The 22,565-nt window shown below is 68.8% G+C and carries 23 protein-coding genes and 1 other RNA gene; 9 read left to right on the top strand and 15 right to left on the bottom strand.

Going from position 1 to position 22,565, the window contains the following annotated elements; genetic code table 11:
• Nucleotides 1-26 precede the first annotated feature (26 nt).
• From VV02_RS13405 to VV02_RS13395, 3 genes are all read right to left on the bottom strand, one after another.
• Entirely contained in the window at nt 27-2,408 is a 2,382-nt protein-coding gene (locus VV02_RS13405) for an immune inhibitor A domain-containing protein (RefSeq protein ID WP_052592164.1), read from the bottom strand.
• A 108-nt stretch (nt 2,409-2,516) separates the two neighbouring features.
• The gene (locus VV02_RS13400) at nt 2,517-3,707 is read right to left on the bottom strand and encodes an MFS transporter (RefSeq protein WP_052592162.1); all 1,191 of its coding nucleotides are present in this window, start codon (nt 3,705-3,707) and stop codon (nt 2,517-2,519) included.
• Between the two features lie 81 nt (nt 3,708-3,788).
• Nucleotides 3,789-3,971 carry a hypothetical protein gene (locus VV02_RS13395; RefSeq protein ID WP_052592160.1) on the bottom strand — a complete coding sequence of 61 codons (183 nt, stop codon included), beginning with the start codon at nt 3,969-3,971 and terminating at the stop codon, nt 3,789-3,791.
• An 80-nt stretch (nt 3,972-4,051) separates the two neighbouring features.
• Here VV02_RS13395 and map point away from each other — a divergent pair, with 80 nt between their 5' ends.
• Together map and ppgK are read left to right on the top strand one after the other, a co-directional pair.
• Nucleotides 4,052-4,915: a type I methionyl aminopeptidase gene (gene map, locus VV02_RS13390; RefSeq protein ID WP_052592158.1), complete on the top strand. Its 864-nt coding sequence runs from the start codon at nt 4,052-4,054 to the stop codon at nt 4,913-4,915.
• A 31-nt stretch (nt 4,916-4,946) separates the two neighbouring features.
• Complete coding sequence (gene ppgK, locus VV02_RS13385; protein WP_052592156.1) at nt 4,947-5,714, top strand: polyphosphate--glucose phosphotransferase; 768 nt, start codon at nt 4,947-4,949, stop codon at nt 5,712-5,714.
• Between the two features lie 9 nt (nt 5,715-5,723).
• Here the strand turns inward: ppgK and VV02_RS13380 are convergent, their stop codons facing one another.
• From VV02_RS13380 to VV02_RS13375, 3 genes are read right to left on the bottom strand one after another with little or no spacing between them, the layout of a single operon-like run.
• A complete protein-coding gene (locus tag VV02_RS13380) occupies nt 5,724-6,878 on the bottom strand; it encodes a lipid II:glycine glycyltransferase FemX (RefSeq protein ID WP_052592155.1) in 1,155 nt (384 codons plus the stop codon).
• Nucleotides 6,879-6,921: 43 nt separating this feature from the next.
• On the bottom strand, nt 6,922-7,098 hold the full coding sequence (locus tag VV02_RS26420) for a hypothetical protein (protein WP_157063403.1): 177 nt from the start codon (nt 7,096-7,098) through the stop codon (nt 6,922-6,924).
• Nucleotides 7,099-7,147: 49 nt separating this feature from the next.
• Nucleotides 7,148-7,801, bottom strand: a complete 654-nt coding sequence (locus tag VV02_RS13375) for an MBL fold metallo-hydrolase (protein WP_052592153.1) — start codon at nt 7,799-7,801, stop codon at nt 7,148-7,150.
• Between the two features lie 45 nt (nt 7,802-7,846).
• Between VV02_RS13375 and VV02_RS13370 the strand changes: the two genes are divergently transcribed.
• Nucleotides 7,847-9,307 carry a GuaB1 family IMP dehydrogenase-related protein gene (locus tag VV02_RS13370; RefSeq protein WP_052596978.1) on the top strand — a complete coding sequence of 487 codons (1,461 nt, stop codon included), beginning with the start codon at nt 7,847-7,849 and terminating at the stop codon, nt 9,305-9,307.
• Here the strand turns inward: VV02_RS13370 and VV02_RS13365 are convergent.
• The 3 genes from VV02_RS13365 to VV02_RS13355 form a co-directional block, all read right to left on the bottom strand.
• A complete protein-coding gene (locus VV02_RS13365; RefSeq protein WP_052592151.1) occupies nt 9,271-10,032 on the bottom strand; it encodes a PI-PLC domain-containing protein in 762 nt (253 codons plus the stop codon). The genes VV02_RS13370 and VV02_RS13365 overlap by 37 nt on opposite strands.
• Before the next feature lie 23 nt (nt 10,033-10,055).
• Nucleotides 10,056-10,913: a PI-PLC domain-containing protein gene (locus tag VV02_RS13360; RefSeq protein WP_052592149.1), complete on the bottom strand. Its 858-nt coding sequence runs from the start codon at nt 10,911-10,913 to the stop codon at nt 10,056-10,058.
• Nucleotides 10,914-11,017: 104 nt separating this feature from the next.
• The gene (locus VV02_RS13355; RefSeq protein WP_052592147.1) at nt 11,018-11,392 is read right to left on the bottom strand and encodes a helix-turn-helix domain-containing protein; all 375 of its coding nucleotides are present in this window, start codon (nt 11,390-11,392) and stop codon (nt 11,018-11,020) included.
• 88 nt (nt 11,393-11,480) lie between these two features.
• Between VV02_RS13355 and VV02_RS13350 the strand changes: the two genes are divergently transcribed.
• Nucleotides 11,481-11,783 (top strand): hypothetical protein, encoded by a 303-nt coding sequence (locus VV02_RS13350; protein ID WP_052592145.1) that lies wholly within the window; start codon nt 11,481-11,483, stop codon nt 11,781-11,783.
• 110 nt (nt 11,784-11,893) lie between these two features.
• Here VV02_RS13350 and rnpB read toward each other — a convergent pair.
• An RNA gene (rnpB, locus tag VV02_RS25805) (RNase P RNA component class A) lies at nt 11,894-12,270 on the bottom strand.
• A 22-nt stretch (nt 12,271-12,292) separates the two neighbouring features.
• Here rnpB and VV02_RS13345 point away from each other — a divergent pair.
• The gene (locus tag VV02_RS13345; protein WP_052592143.1) at nt 12,293-13,387 is read left to right on the top strand and encodes a PLP-dependent cysteine synthase family protein; all 1,095 of its coding nucleotides are present in this window, start codon (nt 12,293-12,295) and stop codon (nt 13,385-13,387) included.
• Nucleotides 13,388-13,511: 124 nt separating this feature from the next.
• On the opposite strand, the gene VV02_RS13340 is transcribed toward VV02_RS13345, so the two are convergent.
• Genes VV02_RS13340 through VV02_RS13330 form a run of 3 tightly spaced genes read right to left on the bottom strand, consistent with a single transcriptional unit; the run spans nt 13,512 to nt 16,936 of the window.
• Nucleotides 13,512-14,951, bottom strand: coding sequence for an RNB domain-containing ribonuclease (locus tag VV02_RS13340; protein ID WP_052592140.1), 1,440 nt, complete (start codon nt 14,949-14,951; stop codon nt 13,512-13,514).
• Between the two features lie 58 nt (nt 14,952-15,009).
• Nucleotides 15,010-15,675 (bottom strand): response regulator, encoded by a 666-nt coding sequence (locus tag VV02_RS13335; RefSeq protein WP_052592138.1) that lies wholly within the window; start codon nt 15,673-15,675, stop codon nt 15,010-15,012.
• A 4-nt stretch (nt 15,676-15,679) separates the two neighbouring features.
• The gene (locus tag VV02_RS13330) at nt 15,680-16,936 is read right to left on the bottom strand and encodes a sensor histidine kinase (protein WP_052592137.1); all 1,257 of its coding nucleotides are present in this window, start codon (nt 16,934-16,936) and stop codon (nt 15,680-15,682) included.
• Nucleotides 16,937-17,101: 165 nt separating this feature from the next.
• Here VV02_RS13330 and VV02_RS13325 point away from each other — a divergent pair, with 165 nt between their 5' ends.
• The 4 genes from VV02_RS13325 to VV02_RS13310 are packed head-to-tail and all read left to right on the top strand — an operon-like array spanning nt 17,102 to nt 20,924.
• Nucleotides 17,102-17,776: a hypothetical protein gene (locus VV02_RS13325; protein WP_052592135.1), complete on the top strand. Its 675-nt coding sequence runs from the start codon at nt 17,102-17,104 to the stop codon at nt 17,774-17,776.
• A complete protein-coding gene (locus VV02_RS13320) occupies nt 17,773-19,020 on the top strand; it encodes an alpha/beta-hydrolase family protein (protein WP_052592133.1) in 1,248 nt (415 codons plus the stop codon). The genes VV02_RS13325 and VV02_RS13320 overlap by 4 nt, the downstream gene beginning before the upstream one ends.
• A 58-nt stretch (nt 19,021-19,078) precedes the next feature.
• Nucleotides 19,079-19,825, top strand: coding sequence for a YaaA family protein (locus VV02_RS13315; RefSeq protein ID WP_052592131.1), 747 nt, complete (start codon nt 19,079-19,081; stop codon nt 19,823-19,825).
• 7 nt (nt 19,826-19,832) lie between these two features.
• A complete protein-coding gene (locus VV02_RS13310; RefSeq protein WP_052592129.1) occupies nt 19,833-20,924 on the top strand; it encodes an SLC13 family permease in 1,092 nt (363 codons plus the stop codon).
• A gap of 6 nt (nt 20,925-20,930) precedes the next feature.
• On the opposite strand, the gene VV02_RS13305 is transcribed toward VV02_RS13310, so the two are convergent.
• Together VV02_RS13305 and VV02_RS13300 are read right to left on the bottom strand one after the other, a co-directional pair.
• Nucleotides 20,931-22,133 (bottom strand): O-succinylhomoserine sulfhydrylase, encoded by a 1,203-nt coding sequence (locus tag VV02_RS13305; RefSeq protein WP_052592128.1) that lies wholly within the window; start codon nt 22,131-22,133, stop codon nt 20,931-20,933.
• Complete coding sequence (locus VV02_RS13300; RefSeq protein ID WP_052592126.1) at nt 22,130-22,540, bottom strand: rhodanese-like domain-containing protein; 411 nt, start codon at nt 22,538-22,540, stop codon at nt 22,130-22,132. Before VV02_RS13300 ends, VV02_RS13305 begins: the two co-directional genes overlap by 4 nt.
• Nucleotides 22,541-22,565: the final 25 nt, after the last annotated feature.

Genomic DNA, 22,565 nt, shown 5'->3' with positions numbered 1-22,565 from the left:
TGACCGCGGGTGCGATCAGTTCTGCATCACTTGCGCTTGTTCAGCATGCTTCCCGTCGGGAAACCGAGCTTCAGCTCCAGGCCGTCGCCCTGCTTGCTGAGCACCTTGATCTTGGTGCCCGACCCGGCAACCTGCACGGAGCCGTACTTGTTGGAGGCGAACCAGTACGCGTTCGGGTTGGTGTCATCGAACCCGGACACCGCCGGACGCGACGGAACCTTCGCCGCCAGGCCACCCTTGTGCAGGGTGAACGCGTCGGTCTTGTCCAGGCCGAAGGTGGCGTCGTACGGCTGCAGCTTGTTGCTCACGGCCGTGTTGTCCGGCCACAGCATCGGCGTGGCGTGCGCGTCCACCGGGAGCACCTGGCCGTGGCCGGGGTGCGCCGAGACGTTGTTGTCGGCGTACTCACCATCGACGTAGGTGATCAGCAGACCGTCCTGGTAGGGGTAGTGCTCCACGAAGTCCGGACGCTGGGGACCGAAGCCGAAGTTGTACGGGCCGTTCTTGAGGGTGGCGTCGTAGCCGCCGTAGCCGCGGTACTCGGCCAGGTAGTAGTGCGAGACCACCTTGGTGTCGGTGCCGTTCATCCGCTCGAAGCCCTTGGGCGTCCAGGCCGATGTGGTCGACTCGACGTCGTCGGTCGTGGCCTTGCCATCGATCGTGACCGCGATGTCGTCCAGGAACGCGCCAGCCTCGTTGGTGCCACCGTCGGTGGTGTAGAGGAAGCGGAACTTGACCTTCTTGCCCTTGTACGCGGACAGGTCGTACGAGGTCGTCGTCCAGCTCGCGTTCTTGCCGGTCAGCTCCTTGCCGACGTTGGTCCACGTCGAGCCACCGTCGGTCGACACCTGGCCGTAGAGGTAGTCGTAGCCCTTCTCGATGTCGTACCAGACGGCAGCGCTCACGGAGGCCGACGTCTTGCCGGTCAGGTCGACGTCCTGGCCGAGCGTGTTGCTCAGGTCGTCACCGCGACCGGACCACCACTCGTACGTGCCTGACTTCGGCTTGTTGTACGGCGTCGCAACGGTCTTGTCCGGCAAGGTCACCGCGATGGCCTGAGGCGTCTTCGCGTTGTCCTTGTCGGCCGGACCCAGGGCGACCTTGCCGGCGTGGCCGTACGGCACCGTCTTGACGTCGGCCCAGCCGAGCTGCGTCTTCTCCCAGGCGCCCATGTAGCCGGGCGTGGTGCCGATCGCGTCGCCACCGTGGTTCAGCCAGGAACCGGCGCTCATCAACGACCAGAAGCCGACGCTGTTGGTCGCGGTGTTCGTCGTGTCGTACAGGTCGGGCAGTCCGAGGTCGTGGCCGTACTCGTGCGAGAACACGCCGAGACCGCCGTTCTCGGGCTCCGTGGTGTAGTCGCGCACCCAGATGCCGGTGTCACCGATCTGGACACCGCCAGCCTTGTTGGTGCCCGGTCCCTGCGTGCCAGCACCGGTCTGGACCGACCAGCGGTGCGACCAGATGGCGTCCTCGCCCTGCGCGCCGCCACCGGCCTCTTCGCCCTCACCGGCGTGGATCGCCTGGAAGTGGTCGATGTAGCCGTCCGGCTCGTTGAAGTTGCCGTCACCGTCGTAGTCGTTGCGGTCCCAGACGTCGAACTGCTTGAGGGACGCCTTGATCTGGGCCAGCGTCTTGCCGGCGGCCTTCTGGCTGTTGTACCAGGCCGTCAGCGAGTCTCCGACGAAGGACCAGGAACGCTCGGCCCCCAGCTCGGGGTTCTCGTCGACGCCGGCGTTCGAGCCGTAACGGGCCTCGTTGAAGGGCACCGTGACCCAGTCGGACACGTCACCCTGCGCGTGGTGGCGCCCCAACGACTGCGCGAGGTAGAAGTTGCGGAACGACTCGCCGGTCGTCCCGAACATCATCTTCTTGTAGTGCTCGCGGTTGAAGTCCTTGACCCAGTAGGTCGAGTTGTCGTCCGTCGCGGTGCCGTCGTACTTGCGGTCCGGCTGCGGGATCTTGTTGTTGAGAGGGCCTGCCGTCCCGGCCGTCTCCGGCTTGGTCTTGGTGCCGAAGTCGGCGAGGACCGTGAAGATGTTGGACGTCTGGGTGGCGTCGTACTGGACGTACTTAGCCTTGGTCGTCTTCTTCTGGGCGTTCTTGCCCATCGCGACCTTCTGGCCCGCGGTGGGCTGGCCGTCATCCAGCACGATGACGCGCGTGCCGTTGATGACCTTGGTCTTGGCCTGCCCCTTGAGGAGCTTCTCGACCGCGGTCTGACGAGTCTTGGCCGCCTTGGCAGCAATCGGGTCGGGCAGGTTGTCCGACCGGGTGACCTCGCCGGGCTTCTGCCCGTCCTGTCCCGAGGGCGGTGCCGCGGTCGCGGTCCCACCTGGGTTCAGCGCGAAGACCATCGCGGCTGCTGCGGTGCTGCCTGTAGCGACAGCAAGCAGACGTCGTTTCACAATTCCTCCTGGAGTTAAGAAGGTCGGCCGGCCCCCGATGGCGGGCACAGCGGACCGCGAGCCAGTTTGCGCTGCGCGATGTCACCAGGCCTGCCCATTGGGCAGAATTTACGAAACCTTTGCCATTGTTCGGGTAGGTACCGCGCGCGCCAGGACGACCGCGGCCAGCAGTCCGACCAGACCTGCGGCCATGATCCCGGCGCCGAGGGACACCGCTGCGGTCACACCGGAGAGCAGCACCGGCCCGAGTGTGGCGCCGGTGTCGGACAGCTCGCGCCAGATGCCGAGGAACTGTGCGCGCCCCACGTCCGGTGAGAAGTCGGCGCCGAGGGTCATCACCATGCCCGACCCGATGCCGTTGCCGAACCCGAGCACGCAGGACACCAGCGTCAGCAGGACCGCGCTATGCGTGAAGGGCATCGCCAGCAGCGACGCCGCCATGACCAGCATCGACGGCACCGTCACCCACCGGCGACCCTTGAGGTCCATGACCTTGCCCGCTGGGTAGAACACCAGCATGTCGATCCCGCCGGCGATGCCGTAGACCACGGACGACGCCTGCGGCGAGAGGCCGATGTGCTGTGCCCACAGCGGGATGACCGCCTGTCTCGACGAGCGCACGGCCGCCACGAGCAGGATGCCCATCCCGACGGTCAGGAAGACCTTGCGATGGTCGCGGAGCACGCCACGCACGGTCACCGCAGCCCGCTCCTTCTCCAGGTGCGGATGTGGCGGGAGGTCTCGCATCCGCGCCGACAGGAGCCCGGCGAGCACCAGCGCGACGGCGCCTACGGCGTACGCGCTGGAGAGGCCGAACGCGTGGATCGCAGCAGCACCGATGAACGGACCGATGAAGACTCCGACCCGCATCACGCCGCCCAGGGTCGACAGGGCGCGAGCGCGGTACTGCACAGGAACGGCCTCGGTCAGATAGCTCTGCCGCGCGAGCATGAACACCGACGCGCTGAATCCGATGAGCACGGTGCCGAGGCAGAAGACCGCGAGGTTCTGCGCGATGAAGCACAGCATCGTCGCGAGCACGCCGCCCGCAGCTGCACCGGAGATCACCCGGCGCTCGCCGTAGCGCGCGGTCAGCACGGAGGCGGGCACGTTGAACAGCAGGGAGCCCAGGTCCATGAGCATCACGACCAGGGCCGCGACCGCGACGCTGGCGCCCAGATCACGCGCGGTGAGCGCGACGACGGGGAGGATCGCGCCGTCACCGACGCCGAAAAGCAGGGTCGGGCCGTAGGCGGATATGGCAAGCGACCGAAAGCTGAAGGTCGTCTCGTCGCTCACTGGCTCGAGCGTACGCCTGGGCGCAGCAACGACGGCCCCCGCCTCAGGGCGGGGGCCGTCGTCCGTCTTCGGTGGACCGGGTCAGTCCTCGCCCTCGTTCCAGGCGCGGTCCTCGGCGTCCCACTGCTCCGTCTTGTTCTTGGCGGCCGCGAGCGCGCCCTCGGCCTGCTCGCGCGAGTCGTACGGGCCCATCAGGTCACCCTTGGGCTCAGTCCCACCGTCTTCCTCGACCTGACCGGACGAGACGTTGTACCAAAAGGCCATGGGGCCACCTCCTGCGTCGACGACATCCGTGCGGACCCGGGGCTCTCAAGTGCCTCCGCGGCCCGCTTACACTCCACCCTATGCCGACGACGAGTGCCAGCATCCGCCCAGGCACGGTGGGTCCCCGTCGTTCGGTTCCCGACTCGATCGCGCGTCCTGAGTACGTCGATCGGCCGGCTCCCGAGCCGCACGATGGTCCTGAGGTCAAGGACGCCGAGACGATCGAGAAGATGCGTGTCGCCGGTCGGATCGCTGCCCAGGCCCTGCAGGCGGCGGGCGCGGCAGTTGCCCCAGGGGTGACCACCGACGAGCTGGACCGCGTCGGGCACGAGTTCGCCCTCGCCCATGGCGCCTACCCCTCGACTCTCGGCTACCGCGGGTTCCCGAAGTCGCTGTGCACCAGCGTCAACGAGGTCATCTGCCACGGGATCCCCGACGACCGCCCGCTCGAGGACGGCGACATCGTCAAGATCGACATCACCGTCTTCAAGGACGGCGTGCACGGTGATAACTGCGCGACGTTCTTGGTCGGCGACGTGGGCGAGGAGTCGCGGCTGCTGAGCGAGCGGACCGAAGAAGCCATGCACCGAGGCATCAAGGCCGCGATGCCGGGCCGGCAGGTCAACGTCATCGGCCGCGTGATCGAGAAGTACGCCAAGCGCTTCGGCTACGGAGTGGTCCGTGACTACACCGGCCACGGCATCGGCACGACCTTCCACTCCGGTCTGGTCATCCCGCACTACGACGCGGCGCCGTCCCACGACGACGTGATCGAGCCCGGCATGACCTTCACCGTCGAGCCGATGCTCAATCTCGGCGGCTCCGAGTGGGACACGTGGGACGACGGCTGGACCGTGGTCACGGCCGACAAGAGCCGCTCGGCTCAGTTCGAGAACACCATCCTGATCACCCCGGCCGGCCCGCAGATCCTCACGGCCCCCTGACCGACCCTCATCACCGCCCAAGGAGCGCTCGATGTCGAAGTCCAAGCACCACCCGCTCGGAATCGATGTCGGCGGCTCCGGCATCAAGGGCGCTCCGGTCGACCTCAAGGCGGGCGAGTTCGCCCAGAAGCGTAAGCGGATCGACACACCGGAGAAGTCCACTCCTGAGGCGGTCGCCGAGGTCATCGCCGAGATCGTGGACCATTTCGCCGACCAGATCGGCGACGAACCCATCGGCGTGACGGTGCCGGCAGTCGTCCAGCACGGCACCGTGCGCACCGCGGCCAACATCGACAAGTCCTGGATCGACAGCGACGCCGAGAAGCTCCTCGAGAAGCGCCTGGGCCGCGACATCACCCTGCTCAACGACGCGGACGCCGCCGGCATCGGCGAGCTGCGTTACGGCGCCGCCAAGCACGCCAAGGGTCTCGTGGTGCTGACCACCCTCGGGACCGGCATCGGCACCGCGATCCTCAACAACGGTGAGCTGGTGCCCAACTCCGAGCTGGGCCACCTGGAGATCGACGGCCACGACGCCGAGACGCGGGCAGCCTCCAGCATCAAGGACAAGGAAGGCATCTCCTACGCCGAGTGGGCCAAGCGCCTCCAGCGCTACTACTCACACCTCGAGGCGCTGCTGTGGCCCGACCTGATCGTGGTCGGCGGCGGCGTCTCCAAGGACGCCGACCAGTTCCTCCCGCTGCTCGACCTGCGCACCGAGATCATCCCTGCGACGCTCAAGAACGCCGCCGGCATCATCGGTGCGGCCCGCCAGGCGCACGACAACGTCCAGGACTGAGCCCGCGGCTCAGTCCTGAGTACGCCGCTCGCGCACCTTGGCCTGCACGGCCTCCTTGGCGTGCGCGGCGGTCCCGAGCGGGTCGCGTACAGCCTTCTTCACCGTGGGCAGGCCGCGCTTGAGGCCCGAGCGCACCATGGGTAGCGCCTTGGCGAAGGCTGGGTACATCGGTGAGAGGGGCTTGTCCCACGTGCCGATGAGCAGGTCCTCATGCTTGGCGAACTGGCGCTTGAAGTCGGAGATCCCGTCGTTGAGCAGGCCGTTGAAGTCGTAGCGCTCGACGCCCTGGGCCTTGACGTACTTCATCGCATGGAACTTCAGGCCGTAGTTGAGCCGCAGCTTCATGCCGCGCGGGCTGACCCCGCCGTACAGCTCGAAGGCGGTGGTGCCCGAGACGACGAGCCAGACGAACGCGACGGGCTCATCGCCCTCCCACGCGGCGAGCAGCTGCGACTGCGGACCCATCAGGTCGCGGATACCGCGGTGGTAGTCGTCGTCGTGGACGGCGAACTCGGCCCGTCGGGCGGTCTCCCGGTTGATCTCCAGGATCTTCAGCAGGTCGGCCTCGTCGGTGACCTCACCGAACCGGACGTTCTCGGCACGGAAGGACTTGCGGACGTTCTGGCGCGTGGTGGAGCTGAGCTCTTTGAGGATCGTGTCCTCGTCGCGCGTCACGTCGACGATGAGTGTGCGCGGGATGAGCCCCGTGTTGTCGCTGCGCTCGAAGCCTGCTGCCTGGACGTCCGCGAGCCAGCCCGACGGCCCAGCAGCGCGGCCTGCGGCGATGGCCTCATCGACCTCGCCCTTGGGCAGCGGTGAGAACGGCTCGGCCCAATCCGGCTCGATGGTGATGGCGATCGGCTTGTGCTCACCCTTGATGTAGTCGGACACCGCACGGAGGACGGCTCCGCGGTGCTGGGGCTTCGCCTGTGGCCCACGCGGCACGTAGGCCAGGGACCGGAACGGTGCCGGCAGGCGGCGCAGCAGCACCTGGGCCGAGCCGATCACGGTGTCGCCGTCGCGCACGACGACCCGGTCGGCGGACCACTCGTAGCGCGACTTGAGCTCACCCCAGCCCCAGAGCTGGAGCGGGTGCCCACCGGCGGCGTCGACGAGTGCATCCCACTCGGTCTTGTCGTGGCAGGAGGTGACGGAAAGGCTCATGGCGCCAGGCTATCGACGCGGCCGGAGCCGGCTGTCAGCACACTCAACGAGCGCGCGCGGCGGCCTTGACCTTGCCGGGGATCTTGCCCAGGAGGCGGTAGTCCCGGCGGCTCAGCCGCTCGGCGTACCCGGCCTTGGACAGCCGGTTGAGCACCACAGGACACTTCTTGCAACGAGGCTTGTCCTTGCAGCACTTCTTCTTGGCGGTCACCGTGGGCACGTCGTGACTGTAGGTGAGCCTTACCTACTCTGCCAAACGCGTCTCGCGTTCACAGCTCCTGTACGCCGGCGCCGGCCAGGTCGCGGACCGCCACTCCCCCGTCGAGCCCGAAGCCCTCGACCTGGCTGAGGTACAGCGCGCGAGCCGGCGGCACCAGCAGCGCGTCGTGGATCGGGACGATGGCCTGCTGAGGCGCGATCCGGCGGACGAAAGCGATCGTCTCCTTGACCGCGCACCACGGCGCGCTCAGCGGCACGCCGAGGAAGTCCACCTCACCCGGATCCGCGTCGAGCGCGTCTCCCGGGTGGAAGAACGACGGCTCCCCTTCGGCACGTACGACGAGGCCAAGGTTGTCGATGCGGTCGATGTACTGGTGGATGACCGCGTGCTTCTGTCCGACGGGCGTCACGGTCACCGAGCCCACCTCGATGGCTGCGCCAGACGACGTGTCGGTCGCCTCGATTCCCTTGTCCTGCAACAGGTTCGCAGCCTGCGGCTCCGCGTACACGATCGCATCGGGGCTCCGCTCGAGGAGACCGGCGAATCGGGCGAGGTCGAGATGGTCTGGGTGCTGATGAGTGATGCAGATGGCGTCGGCGCCCTCGATGCTGTCCAGGTCGGAGAAGACGCCCGGGTCGATCACGATGCGCGAACCGGCGACGTCGAGCTGCAGGCAGGAGTGTCCGTGGTGGGTGATCTGCATGTCTGCACCGTACGACCGCTCCGGATCGTCTCCTACGATCGGGACGTGAAGTTCTTGGGAGAGCAGCGACCGGCGTACGACCTGACCTACAGCGACGTGTTCATGGTGCCGTCGCGCTCCTCAGTGAGCAGCCGTCTGGACGTGGACCTGACCACGCCCGACAAGGTCGGCACCACGATCCCGATCGTGGTGGCCAACATGACGGCCATCTCCGGGCGACGGATGGCCGAGACCGTCGCTCGACGGGGCGGCCTCGCGATCGTGCCGCAGGACATCCCGGTGCACGCCGTCCACGAGACGATCAGCTACGTCAAGAGCCGCCACTCGGTCTTCGAGACACCGGTGACCATCGACCCGGACGCGCCGGTCTCCCAGCTGCTGGCCCTGATCGGCAAGCGTGCGCACCGGCGCGCGATCGTCGTCGATGCTGAGGATCGGCCGCTCGGCGTCGTCAGCGAGAAGGACTGCCTCGAGGTCGACCGCTTCTCGACCGTCGCTGACGTGATGAGCTCTGACCTCATCACCGTCGAGGCGAGCGCCGAGCTCGGTGACACCTTCGACCGGATGACCCACCAGCACCTCGACCTGGCACCGGTCGTCGAGGACGGTCGGCTGGCCGGCGTCCTGACCCGCAAGGGCATCCTGCGTTCGGCGATCTACGACCCTGCGGTGGATGCGAGTGGTCGCCTTCGGGTGGGCGTCGCCATCGGCATCAACGGCGACGTACAGGCGAAGGCCGAGACGATGCTCTCCGCGGGCGCGGACGTGCTGGTCGTCGACACCGCTCACGGCCACCAGGACAAGATGTTCGACGCGCTCAAGCTCATCAGTCAGGCACGCGACGCGCACGAGGCGAGCACAGGCGTACGCGTGCCCGTCGTCGCCGGCAACGTGGTCTCCACGGACGGCACCCGCGAGTTGGTCGAGGCGGGCGCCGACGTGGTCAAGGTCGGAGTCGGACCGGGCGCGATGTGCACGACCCGCATGATGACCGGTGTCGGTCGGCCGCAGTTCTCTGCCGTCCTCGAATGTGCTTCCGCTGCAGCGGATCTCGGCGCCGAGATCTGGGCGGACGGTGGCGTGAAATACCCCCGCGACGTCGCTCTCGCACTGGCCGCTGGAGCCGGCAGCGTGATGATCGGTTCGTGGTTCGCCGGCACCTGGGAGAGCCCCGGCGACCTCAACCGGGACCACGACGGACGCCTCTTCAAGGAGTCGTTCGGCATGGCCTCAGCGCGGGCCGTCCGCAACCGGACTGCTGGGCGCAGTGCGTTCGACCGGGCCCGTTCGGCACTCTTCGAGGAAGGCATCTCCTCCTCCAAGATGTACCTCGACCCCGAGCGACCTGGTGTCGAGGACCTCATCGACACGATTGTCGCCGGCGTGCGCTCGAGCTTCACCTATGCCGGTGCGCGCTCGATCGCCGAGTTCCGCGAGCGCGCCACGGTCGGCGTGCAAAGCAGCAGCGGCTACGACGAGGGACGGCCGCGCGAGACCTCCTGGTGAGCCTCACGAGCGCGTAGCAGCCGGCCCAGCTTCTCCGGCCGGTCGGTCGTGATCACGTCGACGCCTGCGTCGAGGAGCGTCGTCCAGAGCCGACGACGCCACCAAGGCGCCCACTCAGGCAGGCTCCAGAAGCGCAGCCGAAGGCCAGCCTCGTGCACCTCGGTGACGAGCTCACGCAGACGCCGCTGGTCCCGCGGCAGCATCGGCCCGACGCCGCGCCACCAGAAGTGGTCGCGCCAGGACGCACTGACGAGTGGCATCCACTCAGGGCTCGCGCCGTCGGGCACGTTGCCGAGCCGGCCGTCGTACGTCATGCCCACCGAGTCTGCTTGTAGGGCAACCCGATTGGACAACGTGCCGGACAGGAGCACGGTGACCGGCCGGCGTACGACGGTGCCTCGGGTGGCATGGGTCAGCACGTCGTCGTACGCCGCCAGGGTGCGTTCGATGACCGGCATCGAGATGTCAGGGGCGGACTTCACGTCAAGGACGAGATAGAAGTGGTCCAGGTCGTCGTGGCGTTGCCGCAACGGCTCGAGGTAGACCTCGCGCAGACTCATGGAAGGGTCCGGTCGGTCGTGCCCGACCAGGACGTCCTCGCCCACGACCCACACGTCAGGTTCGATCCAACCGGCCCCTTGCTCCAGTGCGTCGAGCAGGGGCCGGCGTCGGTCTTCGTCGTTGTGCGACCAGAGCGCGGTCCAGGTGCGCCTGCCACCGTCCATGGCGGCAGCCTGCCAGATCGGACTCAGGAGTCGTTGGCAAGCAGGAACGCCTGCAGACCGGCGAGGTCATCGGTGTTGAGCACGTCGACCTTGGCGGCCAGCAGCTCACGCCACACCGCCTCACGAGCCGGTCCGGCGCTGTCGAGCGTGTTCCAGTAGCGCACCTCGTAGCCGTCGGCGTGCAGTCCGGCCACCTGCGAGTGCAGCTTGGCGCGCTGGTCGGCCGGCATCGGACCGACACCGAACCAGCTGAAGTGGTTGACCCAGTTGTCGCTGACCAGCGGGATCTGCTCCGCGGTGGATCCGACGGGCAGGTTCGCGATCCGGCCGTCGAAGCCGAACCAGCGGGTCTCGCGCGTGGGCTTCACGATGTTGGCGAGCGTGCCGGAGAGGACGGCGGTGACCGGACGCTGCCGTCGGTGGCCCTGCTTCCACGACGTGATCAGCTCGGGATAGGCGGCCAGCTGCTGCTGGAGCACCGGGTAGGCGGCCGGTCCGTCGGACTTCACGTCGATCAGCAGCCGGAAGCCGCGATGCCAGCCCGGGTAGACCGCGTGGCCGTTGCGTCGCACGATCGCGCGCAGCGGGTCGAGGTAGTCCCGGCGCAAGGTCATGCTCATGTTGGGGCCGTCGTGGCCGAGGTAGAGCTCGCCGTCAACGAGCCACACGTCGGCCTCGACCGACGTGAAGCCGTGCGACAGCGCGTCCAGCAGCGGACGGTCGTGCTCGTAGTCGTTGTGGGCGTGGGCGCGCGCTAGGGGGCGCGGCCCTGAGGGGCGACGTGCCGTCGTACTCGCCTCAGCACGTGCGGACAGCACGACGGGGGCGGTCAGGCCGGCTGCGCCGGCGATGAGCAGGTTGCGACGAGAGATCGCTGGCATGAGGCCACCATGACGGGACCTGTGGACTGCTTGGGCGACGCGGGAACGACGAGTGGGCGACAGGTCGACGTACGCGACGTGGCTACCGTCCGCGCCAGGGCGCCTCAGGCGGCGAGCAGGAGAGCCTGACCCTGTCCGCTGGTGACAGAGGTCGTACGCCGGGTGGTGACTTCACGAGGTGCGGTCGAGGTGAGCTCTCGGTGGGCTGCCCCGAGCAGCTCGGCCACGCTGGCGCCGAGCGCGCCGCAGAGGGCCTCGAGAACTTCGGACGACGGCTCCTTGAGCCCCCGCTCGACCTCGGACAGGTAGGGCAGCGACACCCCGGCGTCGCCCGACACATCGGCGAGCGTGCGGCCCTGGTCCTGTCGTGCGCGGCGCAGGAGGCGGCCGAAGACGTCCCGCAGCAGCGGTGCAGGCTCGGCCTCACGAACCGGGCGGATGGGCGTGACCGGCGCGAGGTGGGACGGCTTCGGGCTCATACCGCGAGCCTAGAACGCCGGTGCCGCGAGCGCCCGCGTGTTCTGTCCGCGGTCAGCGAACACGGGGGCGGGGCTACGGTCTGGACCCATGGCTGCGCTGGAGAGGCTCATCGCCCACCTCGACGACTCCGAGGAGATCGCGGCTGTTCTGTGCCGCGGGGGCATTCGCTTCACGGTCCAGCGCGAGGCGGGACCGGTCGAGGTGACGTGGCTGGTGAGTGACCAGGCGTACGCGCAGCTGGAGTACCGCTACGCGAAGGAGTCGCGCGCCGCGATGGGGCGAAGCAACGGTGCTGCGCTGCTGTCGATCAACATCGAGGAGGTCCTGCTTACCTGCGCAGGCGGCGGACAGCTCCACCACACGGCAACCGGCTTCGAGGTGCGGAGCTAGCTCGCCAGCACGGCCGAGAGTGGCCCACCAAGCGCATGACTGGCCCACCCAGTGATGGGCCGGCAGTCGCGGTTGTGGGCCGCTCTCGGTAGCGCGCGTACGAAGAGTGTGGGATGAGTCGGTCGGTACGCCGGGTTCTGTCCCCGGCCGCCGTTGCCAGCGACCGAGTGACGGCCATCCATCTACGACGACTGTTGCCAGCCGCCTCCAGCGGTCTACCCGCATGCTCGGGCGGGCCGCCCTCGAACGCATGCTGTCCGACCTTGCTCCAGGTGGGGTTTACCGAGCCGCTCCAGTCACCTGGAGCGCTGGTGGTCTCTTACACCACCGTTTCACCCTTACCACCGGCGAACCGGTGGCGGTCTGCTTTCTGTGGCACTGTCCCGCGGGTCGCCCCGGATGGCCGTTAACCATCACCTTGCCCTGTGGAGCCCGGACGTTCCTCGGCACCAGGCGAACCTGGCGACGCGGCCGTCTGACCGACTCATCCACTGGTCCAGACTAGTGCCGTGGAGCCCGTACATGATCTCGCCTCGACCAGCTGTCCCGACCGCGCATGGATCGACGAGGCCGTACGCCGGCTCCTCGCCGATGCCAACCGCAGCGCCGACACCCACCTCATCAAGGTGCCTCTCCCCGACGGGTGGGACGTGGACCTCTATCTCAAGGACGAGTCGACGCACCCGACCGGCAGCCTGAAGCACCGCCTCGCCCGCTCGCTGTTCCTGTACGCCATCTGCAACGGCTGGATCGGCCCGCGTACCACCGTGATCGAGGCGTCCTCCGGGTCAACAGCGATCTCAGAGGCGTACTTCGCCCGCATGGTCGGACTCCCGTTCATCGCGGTCATGGCCCGCTCGACCAGCCCCGAGAAGGTCGCGCTGATCGAGCGCGAGGGCGGCACCTGTCACCTCGTCGACGATCCCGGCACCGTGTACGACGTCGCGCGCGACCTGGCAGCGGAGTGCGATGGGCACTACATGGACCAGTTCACCTACGCCGAGCGAGCGACGGACTGGCGAGGCAACAACAACATCGCGGAGTCGATCTTCGAGCAGCTGTCACTGGAGCGGCACCCGGTCCCGACCTGGGTCGTCGTGGGCGCCGGCACCGGTGGCACCAGCGCGACGATCGGTCGCTACACGCGCTACCGCGGGCTCTCGTCGCGGTTGGCGGTGGTCGACCCGGAGGGGTCGGCGTTCCTGAAAAGCTATGCAGGAGAAGCAGATCCGACCGGTCGTGGCTCGCGCATCGAAGGCATCGGCCGACCACGCGTCGAGCCGAGCTTCAATGCCCTTGTGGTCGACCGGATGCTCGGCATCCCCGATGCGGCGTCCGTCGCGGCCATGAGGTTCTTGCGCGAGCGCACCGGCCTGCGCGCCGGAGCGTCCACCGGCACCAACCTCTACGGCGCGCTGCTGCTGGCGTGCGAGATGCGCACGGCGGGTCAGGCCGGGAGCATCGTGGCGCTGCTGTGCGATCACGCCGAGCGCTACGTCCAGTCCTACGACAACGACGACTGGGTCGCCGAGCACGGTCTGGACCTCACGCCGTACGACGGTGTGCTCGCCCAGGCGTGGGACCACGGCACCTGGACCGGCTGACCCCCTCGCCGGTCGAGTAGGGCGAGCCCCCCAGGGCGAGCCCGTATCGAGACCCCCAAGGGGCCACGGTCACCTGGTCTCGATACGCCCTCCGCTAGCGCTCCGGGCTACTCGACCAACGGACTCAGGCGAGCTGGAACTCGACCTTGCGGGTGGCGATGTCGGCGCTGGCGACCTTGACCTGGACGTCCGCGCCGAGCTCGGCATCGCCCTGGCACTCGGCCTCGACAGCGAAGTCCTTGAGCTGGACGAGCACCGCACCCTTGTCACGCTTCTCGACCACGGAGGCCGCGAGCGTCTCGCCGAGATGGCTGGACATCACGGCGGCCTCGACGGCGTCAGCACAGCTGCGCTCGACCTTGCCGGCCAGCTGGTCGGTCCCCCGCATGATGTCGGGCAGCGTCGGGAGCGCCTGCTTGACCCAGTCGGGCACCTGGTCACCGCGGCTCAGCGCCTCACAGATCGCCAGCCCGAACCGGTCCACGAGACGGCGCAGCGGCGCGGTGACATGGGCGTACGGTGCCGCGACGGCAGCCTGCTCCGGCTGGTCGGGCACATCGCCGTCGAACGGTGTGTAGCCCGCGCCACGGAACAGCGTGGTGGCCGCGTGGATGAGCGCCAGGTGCTTGGTGTTGGTGCGGTCGAGCGTGCGCAAGAACTCGCCGTACGGCTGCTCGGCCGGCCATGGGACGCCCAGTGCCACGGCCTGCCGGTGAAAGCGCTGCAGCGCTTCCTGATCGGCCGCGGGCATCGTGCGCAGGATGCCGATCTGGGCGTGCAGCATCATCTCGGCCGCGACCATGCCGGTCATCAGCGAGATCTGCGCGTTCCAGTCCTCGCTGGGCAACAACGGGCGGAAGGACAGGACATAGCTGTCACCCTCGCGGGTGATCTCCTGCTCGGGCATCGGCAGGCTCGCGCCGCCGCGCTCACGCTCGAGAGCGATGCGCTTCTCGCCGACCTCCTTGAGCAGGGCGACGCGCTCGTCGGCCGTGCCTCCGTCGATGGCCTGCTGCACCTGCTCGTAGTCGTACCGGTCCTGGCTGCGGACCTGCGCGCGGTAGACCTCGGCGGACTTCGTCTCGCCCTTGGCGTCCATGACGATGTCCCAGACGAACGCCGGACGCACTTCTCCGGCAAGGAGACTCGCGACGCCTTCGCTGAGGACCTCCGGGTGGAGCGGGATCCGCACGTCCGGGAGGTAGAGCGTCTGGCCACGACGGCGCGTCTCGGTGTCGAGCGCTCCCCCAGGCTTGACGAAGGACGGGACGTCCGCGATGGCGTACCTCAACCGGTAGCCGTCACCGGACCGCTCGAGATGGATCGCCTGGTCCAGGTCCTTGGACTCCGGAGGGTCCACCGTGAAGAACGGGACCGCGGTCTCGTCGCGCTCGGGCATCGTCACGGACTGGGCGGCCTGCTGCGCCTCCGCGGCGGCGTCGGCGGGATACTCGCCGGGCAGCTCGAGCTCCTGTCTGACGGCCTGGAAGGCCTGCTCGAGTGGTCCGGCGTCAGCGCCGGCGTCGGGCTGGGCCTGCGGGGCAACGATCTGTCGCTTCGGCATGGGCCTCACCCTATGCACCGCGTCCGCTGAACGGCCGCATCTGCGGGCCCTCGAATGATCAGGTCCCCGGGACGACGACGCCGTGCTCGTACGCGAAGACCACAGCCTGCGCCCGGTCTCGCAGACCGAGCTTGGTCAGCACCCGGGACACGTGCGTCTTGACGGTCTGCTCGGCCACGAACAGCCGGCTCGCGATCTCGGCGTTGGACAGCCCACTCGCGATGAGCTCGAGCACCTCGCGCTCCCGCGAGGTCAACCCGTCGAGCAGTCGGGAGTGCTTGGGCACCGTGCTCCGCCGCTGAGTCGCCTCCGCGATGAGCCGCTTGGTGATGCTCGGCGCGAGCAGCGAGTCCCCTTGCGCGACAACGCGAACCGCTCGGGCGAGCTCTTCCGCGGGCGCGTCCTTGAGCATGAATCCGCTGGCACCGATCCGCAGCGCCTCGTAGACGTAGTCGTCGATGTCGAAGGTCGTCAGCATCAGCACGCGGGAGCGGGTCGGGCTCGGCGCGGACAGGATCGTCGCGGTCGCCTCGAGGCCGTTGACCTCGGGCATGCGTACGTCCATCAGCACCACATCAGGATTCAGCCGGGCCACCTCGCGGACCGCCTCGGCCCCGTCGGCCGCGTCCCCGATGACGCTGATGTCGGACTGCGCCCCGAGCAGAGCCCCTATCCCCTGTCGCACCATGGCCTGGTCATCCACGATGACCACCGTGATCGTCATGCACTCAACCTAGGCCCGCGAGCTGCGGCCGGCCCTCGAGGGGCACGCTCACGTGCACCACGAAGCCCCCGTCTGCCGATGGCGCCGCGTAGAACCGGCCGGCGACCGCCTCCGCACGCGCCCGCATCCCGGGGATGCCGTTGCCTCCACTGTGCTCATCAGGCAGTACGTCCTCGAGTCGGGTCGGCGGGCCGTTGCGGACGGCCATCTCAGCGCCCTCCGCCGTACGGTCCAAGGTCACCTCGACCGGCGCGCCCGGCGCGTGGCGGGTGGCGTTGGCCAGGGACTCCTGCAGGATGCGATGCAGCACCAGTGCGGTGCCGGTCGGGCACTCCTCGGGCCGTACGTCCAGACGCCAGCTGACGTCGACACCGGCATTGCGGGTTGCCTCGAGCAGGCCTGGCATCTCAGCGATTCCGGGTTGTGGAGCCGTATCGGCGGGGCTTTCCTCCTGGCGCAGCACGCCCAGCACCCCACGGACCTCGTTGAGTGCCTGTCGCGCGGATGACTCGATACCGGAGAACTCCTCGCGCACCTCCGGAGAGACGTCGGTCAGGCGGTAGGGCGCGCTCTGCGCCTGCACCACGACCATCGACATGTGGTGGGCCACCACGTCGTGCAGCTCGCGGGCGATCCGGCTGCGCTCCTCGACGACGGCACGTCTGGCCTTCTCGACCTCGGTCGCCTCCGACTGCGCAGCCAGCTGCCGACGCGACAGCACCAGCCACCGGATCAGCAGACCGAACGCCACGACGAGGACCGCGCCGACGCCCCAGGGCTTCAGCTCTGAAGGCATGGCACTGAAGAACAGCGTCGCGCTGCCCACCGTCACGAGGACGACCTCGAGCACCGAGGCGAGCATCGCCGCCACCAGGATCGCGGTGAGCAGGATCAGGAAGTGCGTGACCGGCCAGGGCATCGGCGCGTTCGCGGTCTGATCGACGAACAACCAGATGACGGCACCGCCCGCGCTCGCCACCCAGGCGAAGAACGGCCAGCGGCGCATCATGAGCAGCGGAGCGACCTCCATGAGCGCGAGCACCGGCTGGATCGAGGCCGGGACCTCGTGGGAGACCCAGATGGTCGGCCAGGCGATCGCCAGCATGATGGCGGCGGCGAGGACCGGGAGAACGTCGGGCTGCTTGGCAGCGAGGCGGAGGCCGGCACGCGCCGCACGTCCGAGGCCGAGCGTACCGACCCACGTGCCACGCCCGACGGCACGTGTGACGCGTCTGAGGCGTCGACGCGGAGGTCTGGACATGGCATCAGGTTAGGGAGCCGAACGACCGACGCGCGTCACACGAGGGGTTCGTTTCGCGTCACTCTCCAGTACTACGACAACGCGTCGGAGTGCACCAGAAGGTGACTCGCGAATGGCTCCTCACGGCGACGTGGACTCGGGCCTCGCGTACCTAACTTTCCTCGCATGACGACCACGACCGTACGACGGCTCGCCGCCACCCTCGCCCTCAGCGGGTGCGCGTGGGCGACCATCGACTACGCCGACCGTCCGGCTGACACGTCCTTCGACCCGACGCACGAGAGGGCCGTCGTGGCCCTCGTGCACGAGCCCGGTCTGGCCGCTCGGCAAGCCCTGCCCGCCGGGTTCGCCGATCGCAAGGGCTATCAGCCCGAGGTCGAGCACGGAGCCCTCGTCAACCCGTCCGGTGACTGCTCGTCGCCCATCCCGCTGCCGGGCTACTTCACGGCCGCCTGCCGCCAGCACGACCTCGGCTACGACCTGATCCGAGACGCTGCCAAGACCTCCGGGCCGTTGCCCGCCAGTGCGCGCCGGTCCGTCGATGACCAGTTCGACCGCACGACACATGCCGCGTGCGAGCAGCGCAGCAACACCGTGTCCCGCGGGGTGTGCGACCTGTGGGCGAGCTCCGCGACGCTTTCGGTCCGGATCAACTCCTGGCGCCAGCACTGGTCGACTCCCGGCCACGAGAGTCCGCTGTCGGTCGCTTCCGGCGCTGCTGCCGTGATGTTCCTGGGCGCGGGCGCCGCGCTGGCCGGTCTCGGCCTCGGGAGCACCCGCCGAGTCATCGCCCGGTCCCTGACCGCAGTCGACGGTCCCACCCAGGCGGTGCACGCATGAGCGCCATCGAGTCGCCGCCCGTGGCTGCGGCACCGCTGATCCGTCGCTGGTCGCAGTCGCTTCGCCTGGCCCGGGCCTCGAGCGCGGTGACCGTCGCGCTCACCACGTTCCTGTCGTTCTTCCCTGGCTATCTGCCTCACTCGCCGCTGGTACAGGGCCTCGTGACGGCGGTGTTCGTCCTCGGGTCCCTGTCCGTCGTACGACGACTGCGGCGGGCCGAGCCCCGCGTGACCGGGCGACGGCAGCAGCACGTCGTGGTCGGGTCAGGTGTGGCTCTGGCAGCCGCCGTCGTGTGGGCACACCTGTCGCAGAACGCGATGCGCGCGCAGATCGGGATGGCGCCGCTCGGGCTCGCTGACTGGGCCGGCATGGCCGCGACGATCGGCAGCGTCGTGCTGCTCGGCCGCGGCGTCCGTCTCGCCTGGCGCAAGCGGGCTCGGCTGTGGCGTCCAGTCCTTGCTCTCGCGGTGGCCACATCGGTCATGGTGCCGATGACGCCCAGCCACGCAGCAGGCGGACAGGGCACGAGCGAGGGACAAGTCCTCATGGACCCCTCCCCTGTCGGTGCAGTTCGGACGTACGCCGCGATGACCGGTCGCGAGAGCGTCACGGCGCGGGCGCAGCGTGCCGCCGACCAGCTGGTACGTGCCGGCGGCCTGCACCGGTCGCGGGTGGTCCTGGTGATCCCGACCGGCTCGGGTTGGGTCGATCCCAACCTCGTCGACGGGCTGGAGCACCGCTTCGGCGCGGACGTCGCGATGGTCGGCATGCAGTACTCCTCCAGCCCGAGCTGGATGGCGTACGTCTTCGACCAGGACGGTGCGACGCGTGGGGCACGAGCGCTGTTCGACGCGGTGAGCGCGCGGATCCAGAGCCTCCCGGCCAACCAGCGCCCGGACCTGCACGTCTACGGCGAGAGCCTCGGCGCGACGGCTGGGCAGGCAATCTTCACCGGCCCGGGCGGCCGGGCGCGTACCCATCAGGTCTGCTCGGCGCTCTGGGTCGGTACGCCGGGTGGCGACACCACGGGCCTGCTCAAGGAGTCCTCGGTCGCCAACGACGACGACCCGATCGTGCACACGAACCCGTCGATGCTGTTCGAGCCGCCGGACAACGGTCGCCCGTGGCTGCCGGTCGTGAGCCTGATGCAGGCCGGCGTCGACTTCGTCAGCTCACTGGCAGTCCCGACAGGGGCCGGTCACCGCTACGGGCCTGAGCAGGCGAACGCCCTCCAGACCTGCTGACCGGCCCGACGATCGGACGGGGTACGCGCCTGTCGCCTGCTCGCCGTACCCTCGCCGGGTGCTGATCTTGCTGCCGCCCTCGGAGACCAAGCACGCGCGGACCCGAGGCCATCGGCTCGACGTCGATTCCCTGTCGTTCCCGGAGCTGAGTGACGTCCGCCACCGGGTCCTGGACGCTCTCACCGATGTGGGTGGTCGGGACGATGCGGCCGAGATCCTCGGCGTCAGCAGCAACCTCACGGAGGACCTGGCCCGCAACACCCGGCTGCGCACCACTCCCGCACTGCCGGTCCAGGACCTCTACACGGGCGTGCTGTACGACGCGCTCGACCTCGGCACTCTCGACGCCGCTGCCCTGCGCCGAGCCCGGCGCTGGCTGGTCGTGGTGTCCGCGCTCTACGGCGCCGTCCGTCCTCGGGACAAGGTCGCCCCTTACCGGCTCTCGATGGCTGTGAACCTCCCCGGCCTCGGCCCGGTCGCCGCAGCCTGGCGCGAGCCGCTGGATGACGTGCTGTCCGCGGCCGCCGGCCGGGGCGTCATCGTTGACTGCCGGTCGAGCACCTACGTCGCCGCCTGGACCCCGCGGGGCGACCTGGCCCGCAAGTGGGTGCAGATCCGCGTGCCCGGCGCGACCCACATGGCCAAGCACACTCGTGGACTGCTGGCCCGTCACCTCTGCCAGGTCGGCAAGGACGTACGCACCCCGCAGGCACTCGAAGCCGTTGCGGCAGATGGGTTCTCGACCACGCTGACTGCGCCGGCCCGGACCGGTCAGCCCTGGGTGCTCGACGTCTCAACCCCATGACCCGACGATGACCGCAGCCGAGCTGGGTGACCTCGCGAGCCGGGTCGCACCGGTGATGGTCTTCCTCGTGATGATCACCGTGGTGGCCGAGATCGCAGAGATCGCGGGGGTGTTCGACGTTGCCGGTCACTGGGCTGCGCGCGCCGGACGGCACCGCACCTGGTTGCTGTGGCTGCTGGTGGCCCTGCTGTCGACGGGCGCGACGATCGTGCTGAGCCTCGATACGACCGCTGTGCTGCTGACGCCTGTCGTCATCGCCGTCGCACGCCAGGTCGGTGTGTCCGCCATGCCCTTCGCCCTCACCACGGTCTGGCTCGCCAACACCGCATCACTGCTCCTGCCTGTCTCCAACTTGTCGAATCTGCTTGCCATGCATCACTTCTCGGGTCTGGGTGTCGGCGTCCTGGACTATGTCGCCTTGTCATGGCGACCCGCGTTGGCCGCAGTCGTCGCGACCTTGGTCGTCCTGGCGCTCCTGCACCGACGTGAGCTGTCTGGGCGCTACACCATCGAGCCACCGGCCGATCCCCATGACCGTCCTCTGCTGCTCGTCGCAGCCGCAGTATGCGTAGCCCTCGGCCCGATCTTCGTCACCGGCATCACCCCTGCGATACCCGCCACCATCGCGGCCGTCGTCCTGGTCGGCACGCTCTGGGTTCGGCAGCGGGCAGCGCTGCGCAGGGTCTCGGTGCCCTGGCTCATGGTCGTTGCCGTGTGTGCACTGTTCGTGGTCGTCGACATCGCGTCACGACACGGGCTGCACGACCTGCTGTCTGGCGCGCTCGGCACAGGTCACTCGCCCGGAGACCTCTGGCAGGTCAGCGCGACCGGTGCCGTCGCCGCCAACCTGGCCAACAACCTGCCCGCCTATCTCGCCCTCGAGGGCCTGACCACCGACCGGCCGGCCCGACTGATGGCGCTGCTCATCGGCGTGAACCTCGGGCCGATGGTGACCATCTGGGGCTCGCTGGCCACGCTGCTGTGGCGCGAGCGCTGCCGCCGAGCCGGGCTCGTCGTACCCGTGCTGCCCTTCATGGCCAAGAGCCTGCTGTGCGCAGTCGCTGCGGTGGCGGCCGCAACGGCCGCGCTCACCCTCTGACGAGGGTCAGCCGAGTCCGCTCAGGGCCGTCGCAACGTCGGCGAGCAGGTCCTCGATGTCTTCGAGACCCACCGAGATCCGCAGAACGCCGTCGGTGATGCCGACCTTCAACCGCGCCTCCTCGCCCATCCGGCGATGAGTCGTGGTGGACGGGTGGGTGATGAGCGACTTGGAGTCGCCGAGGTTGTTGGAGATGTCGATGATCTCCAGCGCGTTCATCACCGTGAAGGCGTCGTCCTTCTGGGTCCGACCCTCCCCGCCTGCGAGCTCGAAGGTCACGACGGTGCCGCCGCCCGACATCTGCCGCAGCGCCAGTCCGTGCTGCGGGTGCGACTCGAGGTAGGGGTACCAGACGGTCGCCACCCGCGGGTCGCGCTCCAGCGCCTGCGCCAGCGTGAGCGCGGACCGGGCCTGCTGCTCGACCCGGATCCGCATGGTCTCCAGCCCCTTGACCAGCACCCACGCGTTGAAGGGCGACAGGGACGGACCGGTGTGCCGGATGAGGTTCTTGACCGGCCCGTCGATGTAGTCCCGCGGTCCCAGGATGGCGCCGCCCAGGACGCGACCCTGACCGTCGATGTGCTTGGTCGCGCTGTAGACGATGATGTCCGCGCCGTGCTCCAGCGGACGCGAGAAGACCGGAGTGCCGAAGACGTTGTCGACCACAACCTGTGCGCCCGCCGCATGGGCGAGCTCACAGACGGTGTCCATGTCGACGAGCTCCTGCATCGGGTTGCTGGGCGTCTCGAAGAACACCGCCGTCGTCGGCTTGGACAGGGCCTCACGCCACTGGTCGTTGTCCGAGCCGTCCACGAAGACGGTCTCGACACCCCAGCGGGGCAGGATCTCGTCGAGGATCACGAAGCACGAGCCGAACAACCCTCGGGCCGCGACGACCCGGTCACCGTTGGCCAGCAGGGCGGCCAACGCGGTGAAGACCGCCGACATCCCACTCGCCGTCGCGTAGCACGCCTCGGCGCCTTCGAGGAGTCGCAGGCGCTCCTCGAGCACCGCGACCGTCGGGTTGCCATAACGGCTGTAGACGAAGCGGTCGACCTCCTCCTTGAACGCCGCCTCGGCGTCCTCGGCGGTCTCGTAGACGAAGCCTGAGGTCAGGTAGAGCGCCTCGGCGGTCTCTTCAAAGCCACTGCGTGCCAGGCCTCCTCGGACCGCCAGGGTGTCGGGTCGCGGAGTCTTCGCGTCGCTCACTTCTGCACCCAGGGCAGTCCCGCGACCTTCCAGCCAGCCACGCTGCGGTGACCCTGCTCGTCCACGCCACCCTCGAAGCCCTCGAGCACGTTGTACGCCTGGGTTGAGCCCGCGGCCGTCGCCGCCTCGGCCGCGGCGATCGAGCGCACACCCGACCTGCACAGGAAGTAGGTCGGTCCGTCACCGACACCCGCCTCGCGCAGCTGGTCGAGGAACGCCTCGTTGCGAGCGCCCTCGGGATAGGTCTGCCACTCGGCGTAGACGACCTGCTGGCCGACGGACGTCAGATCGGGCACCCCGACGTACGCCCACTCGGCCTGGGTGCGGACGTCGACGAGTCGTGCGGAGGGATCCTCACGCAACGCCTCGAACGCCTGCTGCGGGCTCACATCACCGGCGTAGCTCATGGCGTCAGCGTGGCACAGGGGTCCG

Origin of the sequence: Luteipulveratus mongoliensis, from assembly GCF_001190945.1 — a bacterium.
GTDB lineage: Bacteria > Actinomycetota > Actinomycetes > Actinomycetales > Dermatophilaceae > Luteipulveratus > Luteipulveratus mongoliensis.
The sequence above is the reverse complement of the archived record's forward strand: the minus strand, read 5'-3'. Positions and strand labels throughout refer to the sequence as shown.

Bases quoted from the DNA above. Each gene is read 5' to 3' on its own strand.
- map (WP_052592158.1), top strand. From the start codon at position 4,052: ATGCCGACGACGAGTGCCAGCATCCGCCCAGGCACGGTGGGTCCCCGT.
- VV02_RS13380 (WP_052592155.1), bottom strand. From the start codon at position 6,878: ATGAGCCTTTCCGTCACCTCCTGCCACGACAAGACCGAGTGGGATGCA.
- VV02_RS13355 (WP_052592147.1), bottom strand. From the start codon at position 11,392: ATGAGCCCGAAGCCGTCCCACCTCGCGCCGGTCACGCCCATCCGCCCG.
- ppgK (WP_052592156.1), top strand. From the start codon at position 4,947: ATGTCGAAGTCCAAGCACCACCCGCTCGGAATCGATGTCGGCGGCTCC.
- VV02_RS13300 (WP_052592126.1), bottom strand. From the start codon at position 22,540: ATGAGCTACGCCGGTGATGTGAGCCCGCAGCAGGCGTTCGAGGCGTTG.
- VV02_RS13310 (WP_052592129.1), top strand. From the start codon at position 19,833: ATGACCGCAGCCGAGCTGGGTGACCTCGCGAGCCGGGTCGCACCGGTG.
- VV02_RS13340 (WP_052592140.1), bottom strand. From the start codon at position 14,951: ATGCCGAAGCGACAGATCGTTGCCCCGCAGGCCCAGCCCGACGCCGGC.
- VV02_RS13335 (WP_052592138.1), bottom strand. From the start codon at position 15,675: ATGACGATCACGGTGGTCATCGTGGATGACCAGGCCATGGTGCGACAG.
- VV02_RS13350 (WP_052592145.1), top strand. From the start codon at position 11,481: ATGGCTGCGCTGGAGAGGCTCATCGCCCACCTCGACGACTCCGAGGAG.
- VV02_RS13325 (WP_052592135.1), top strand. From the start codon at position 17,102: ATGACGACCACGACCGTACGACGGCTCGCCGCCACCCTCGCCCTCAGC.
- VV02_RS13395 (WP_052592160.1), bottom strand. From the start codon at position 3,971: ATGGCCTTTTGGTACAACGTCTCGTCCGGTCAGGTCGAGGAAGACGGT.
- VV02_RS13375 (WP_052592153.1), bottom strand. From the start codon at position 7,801: ATGCAGATCACCCACCACGGACACTCCTGCCTGCAGCTCGACGTCGCC.
- VV02_RS13360 (WP_052592149.1), bottom strand. From the start codon at position 10,913: ATGCCAGCGATCTCTCGTCGCAACCTGCTCATCGCCGGCGCAGCCGGC.
- VV02_RS13330 (WP_052592137.1), bottom strand. From the start codon at position 16,936: ATGTCCAGACCTCCGCGTCGACGCCTCAGACGCGTCACACGTGCCGTC.
- VV02_RS13365 (WP_052592151.1), bottom strand. From the start codon at position 10,032: ATGGACGGTGGCAGGCGCACCTGGACCGCGCTCTGGTCGCACAACGAC.
- VV02_RS13320 (WP_052592133.1), top strand. From the start codon at position 17,773: ATGAGCGCCATCGAGTCGCCGCCCGTGGCTGCGGCACCGCTGATCCGT.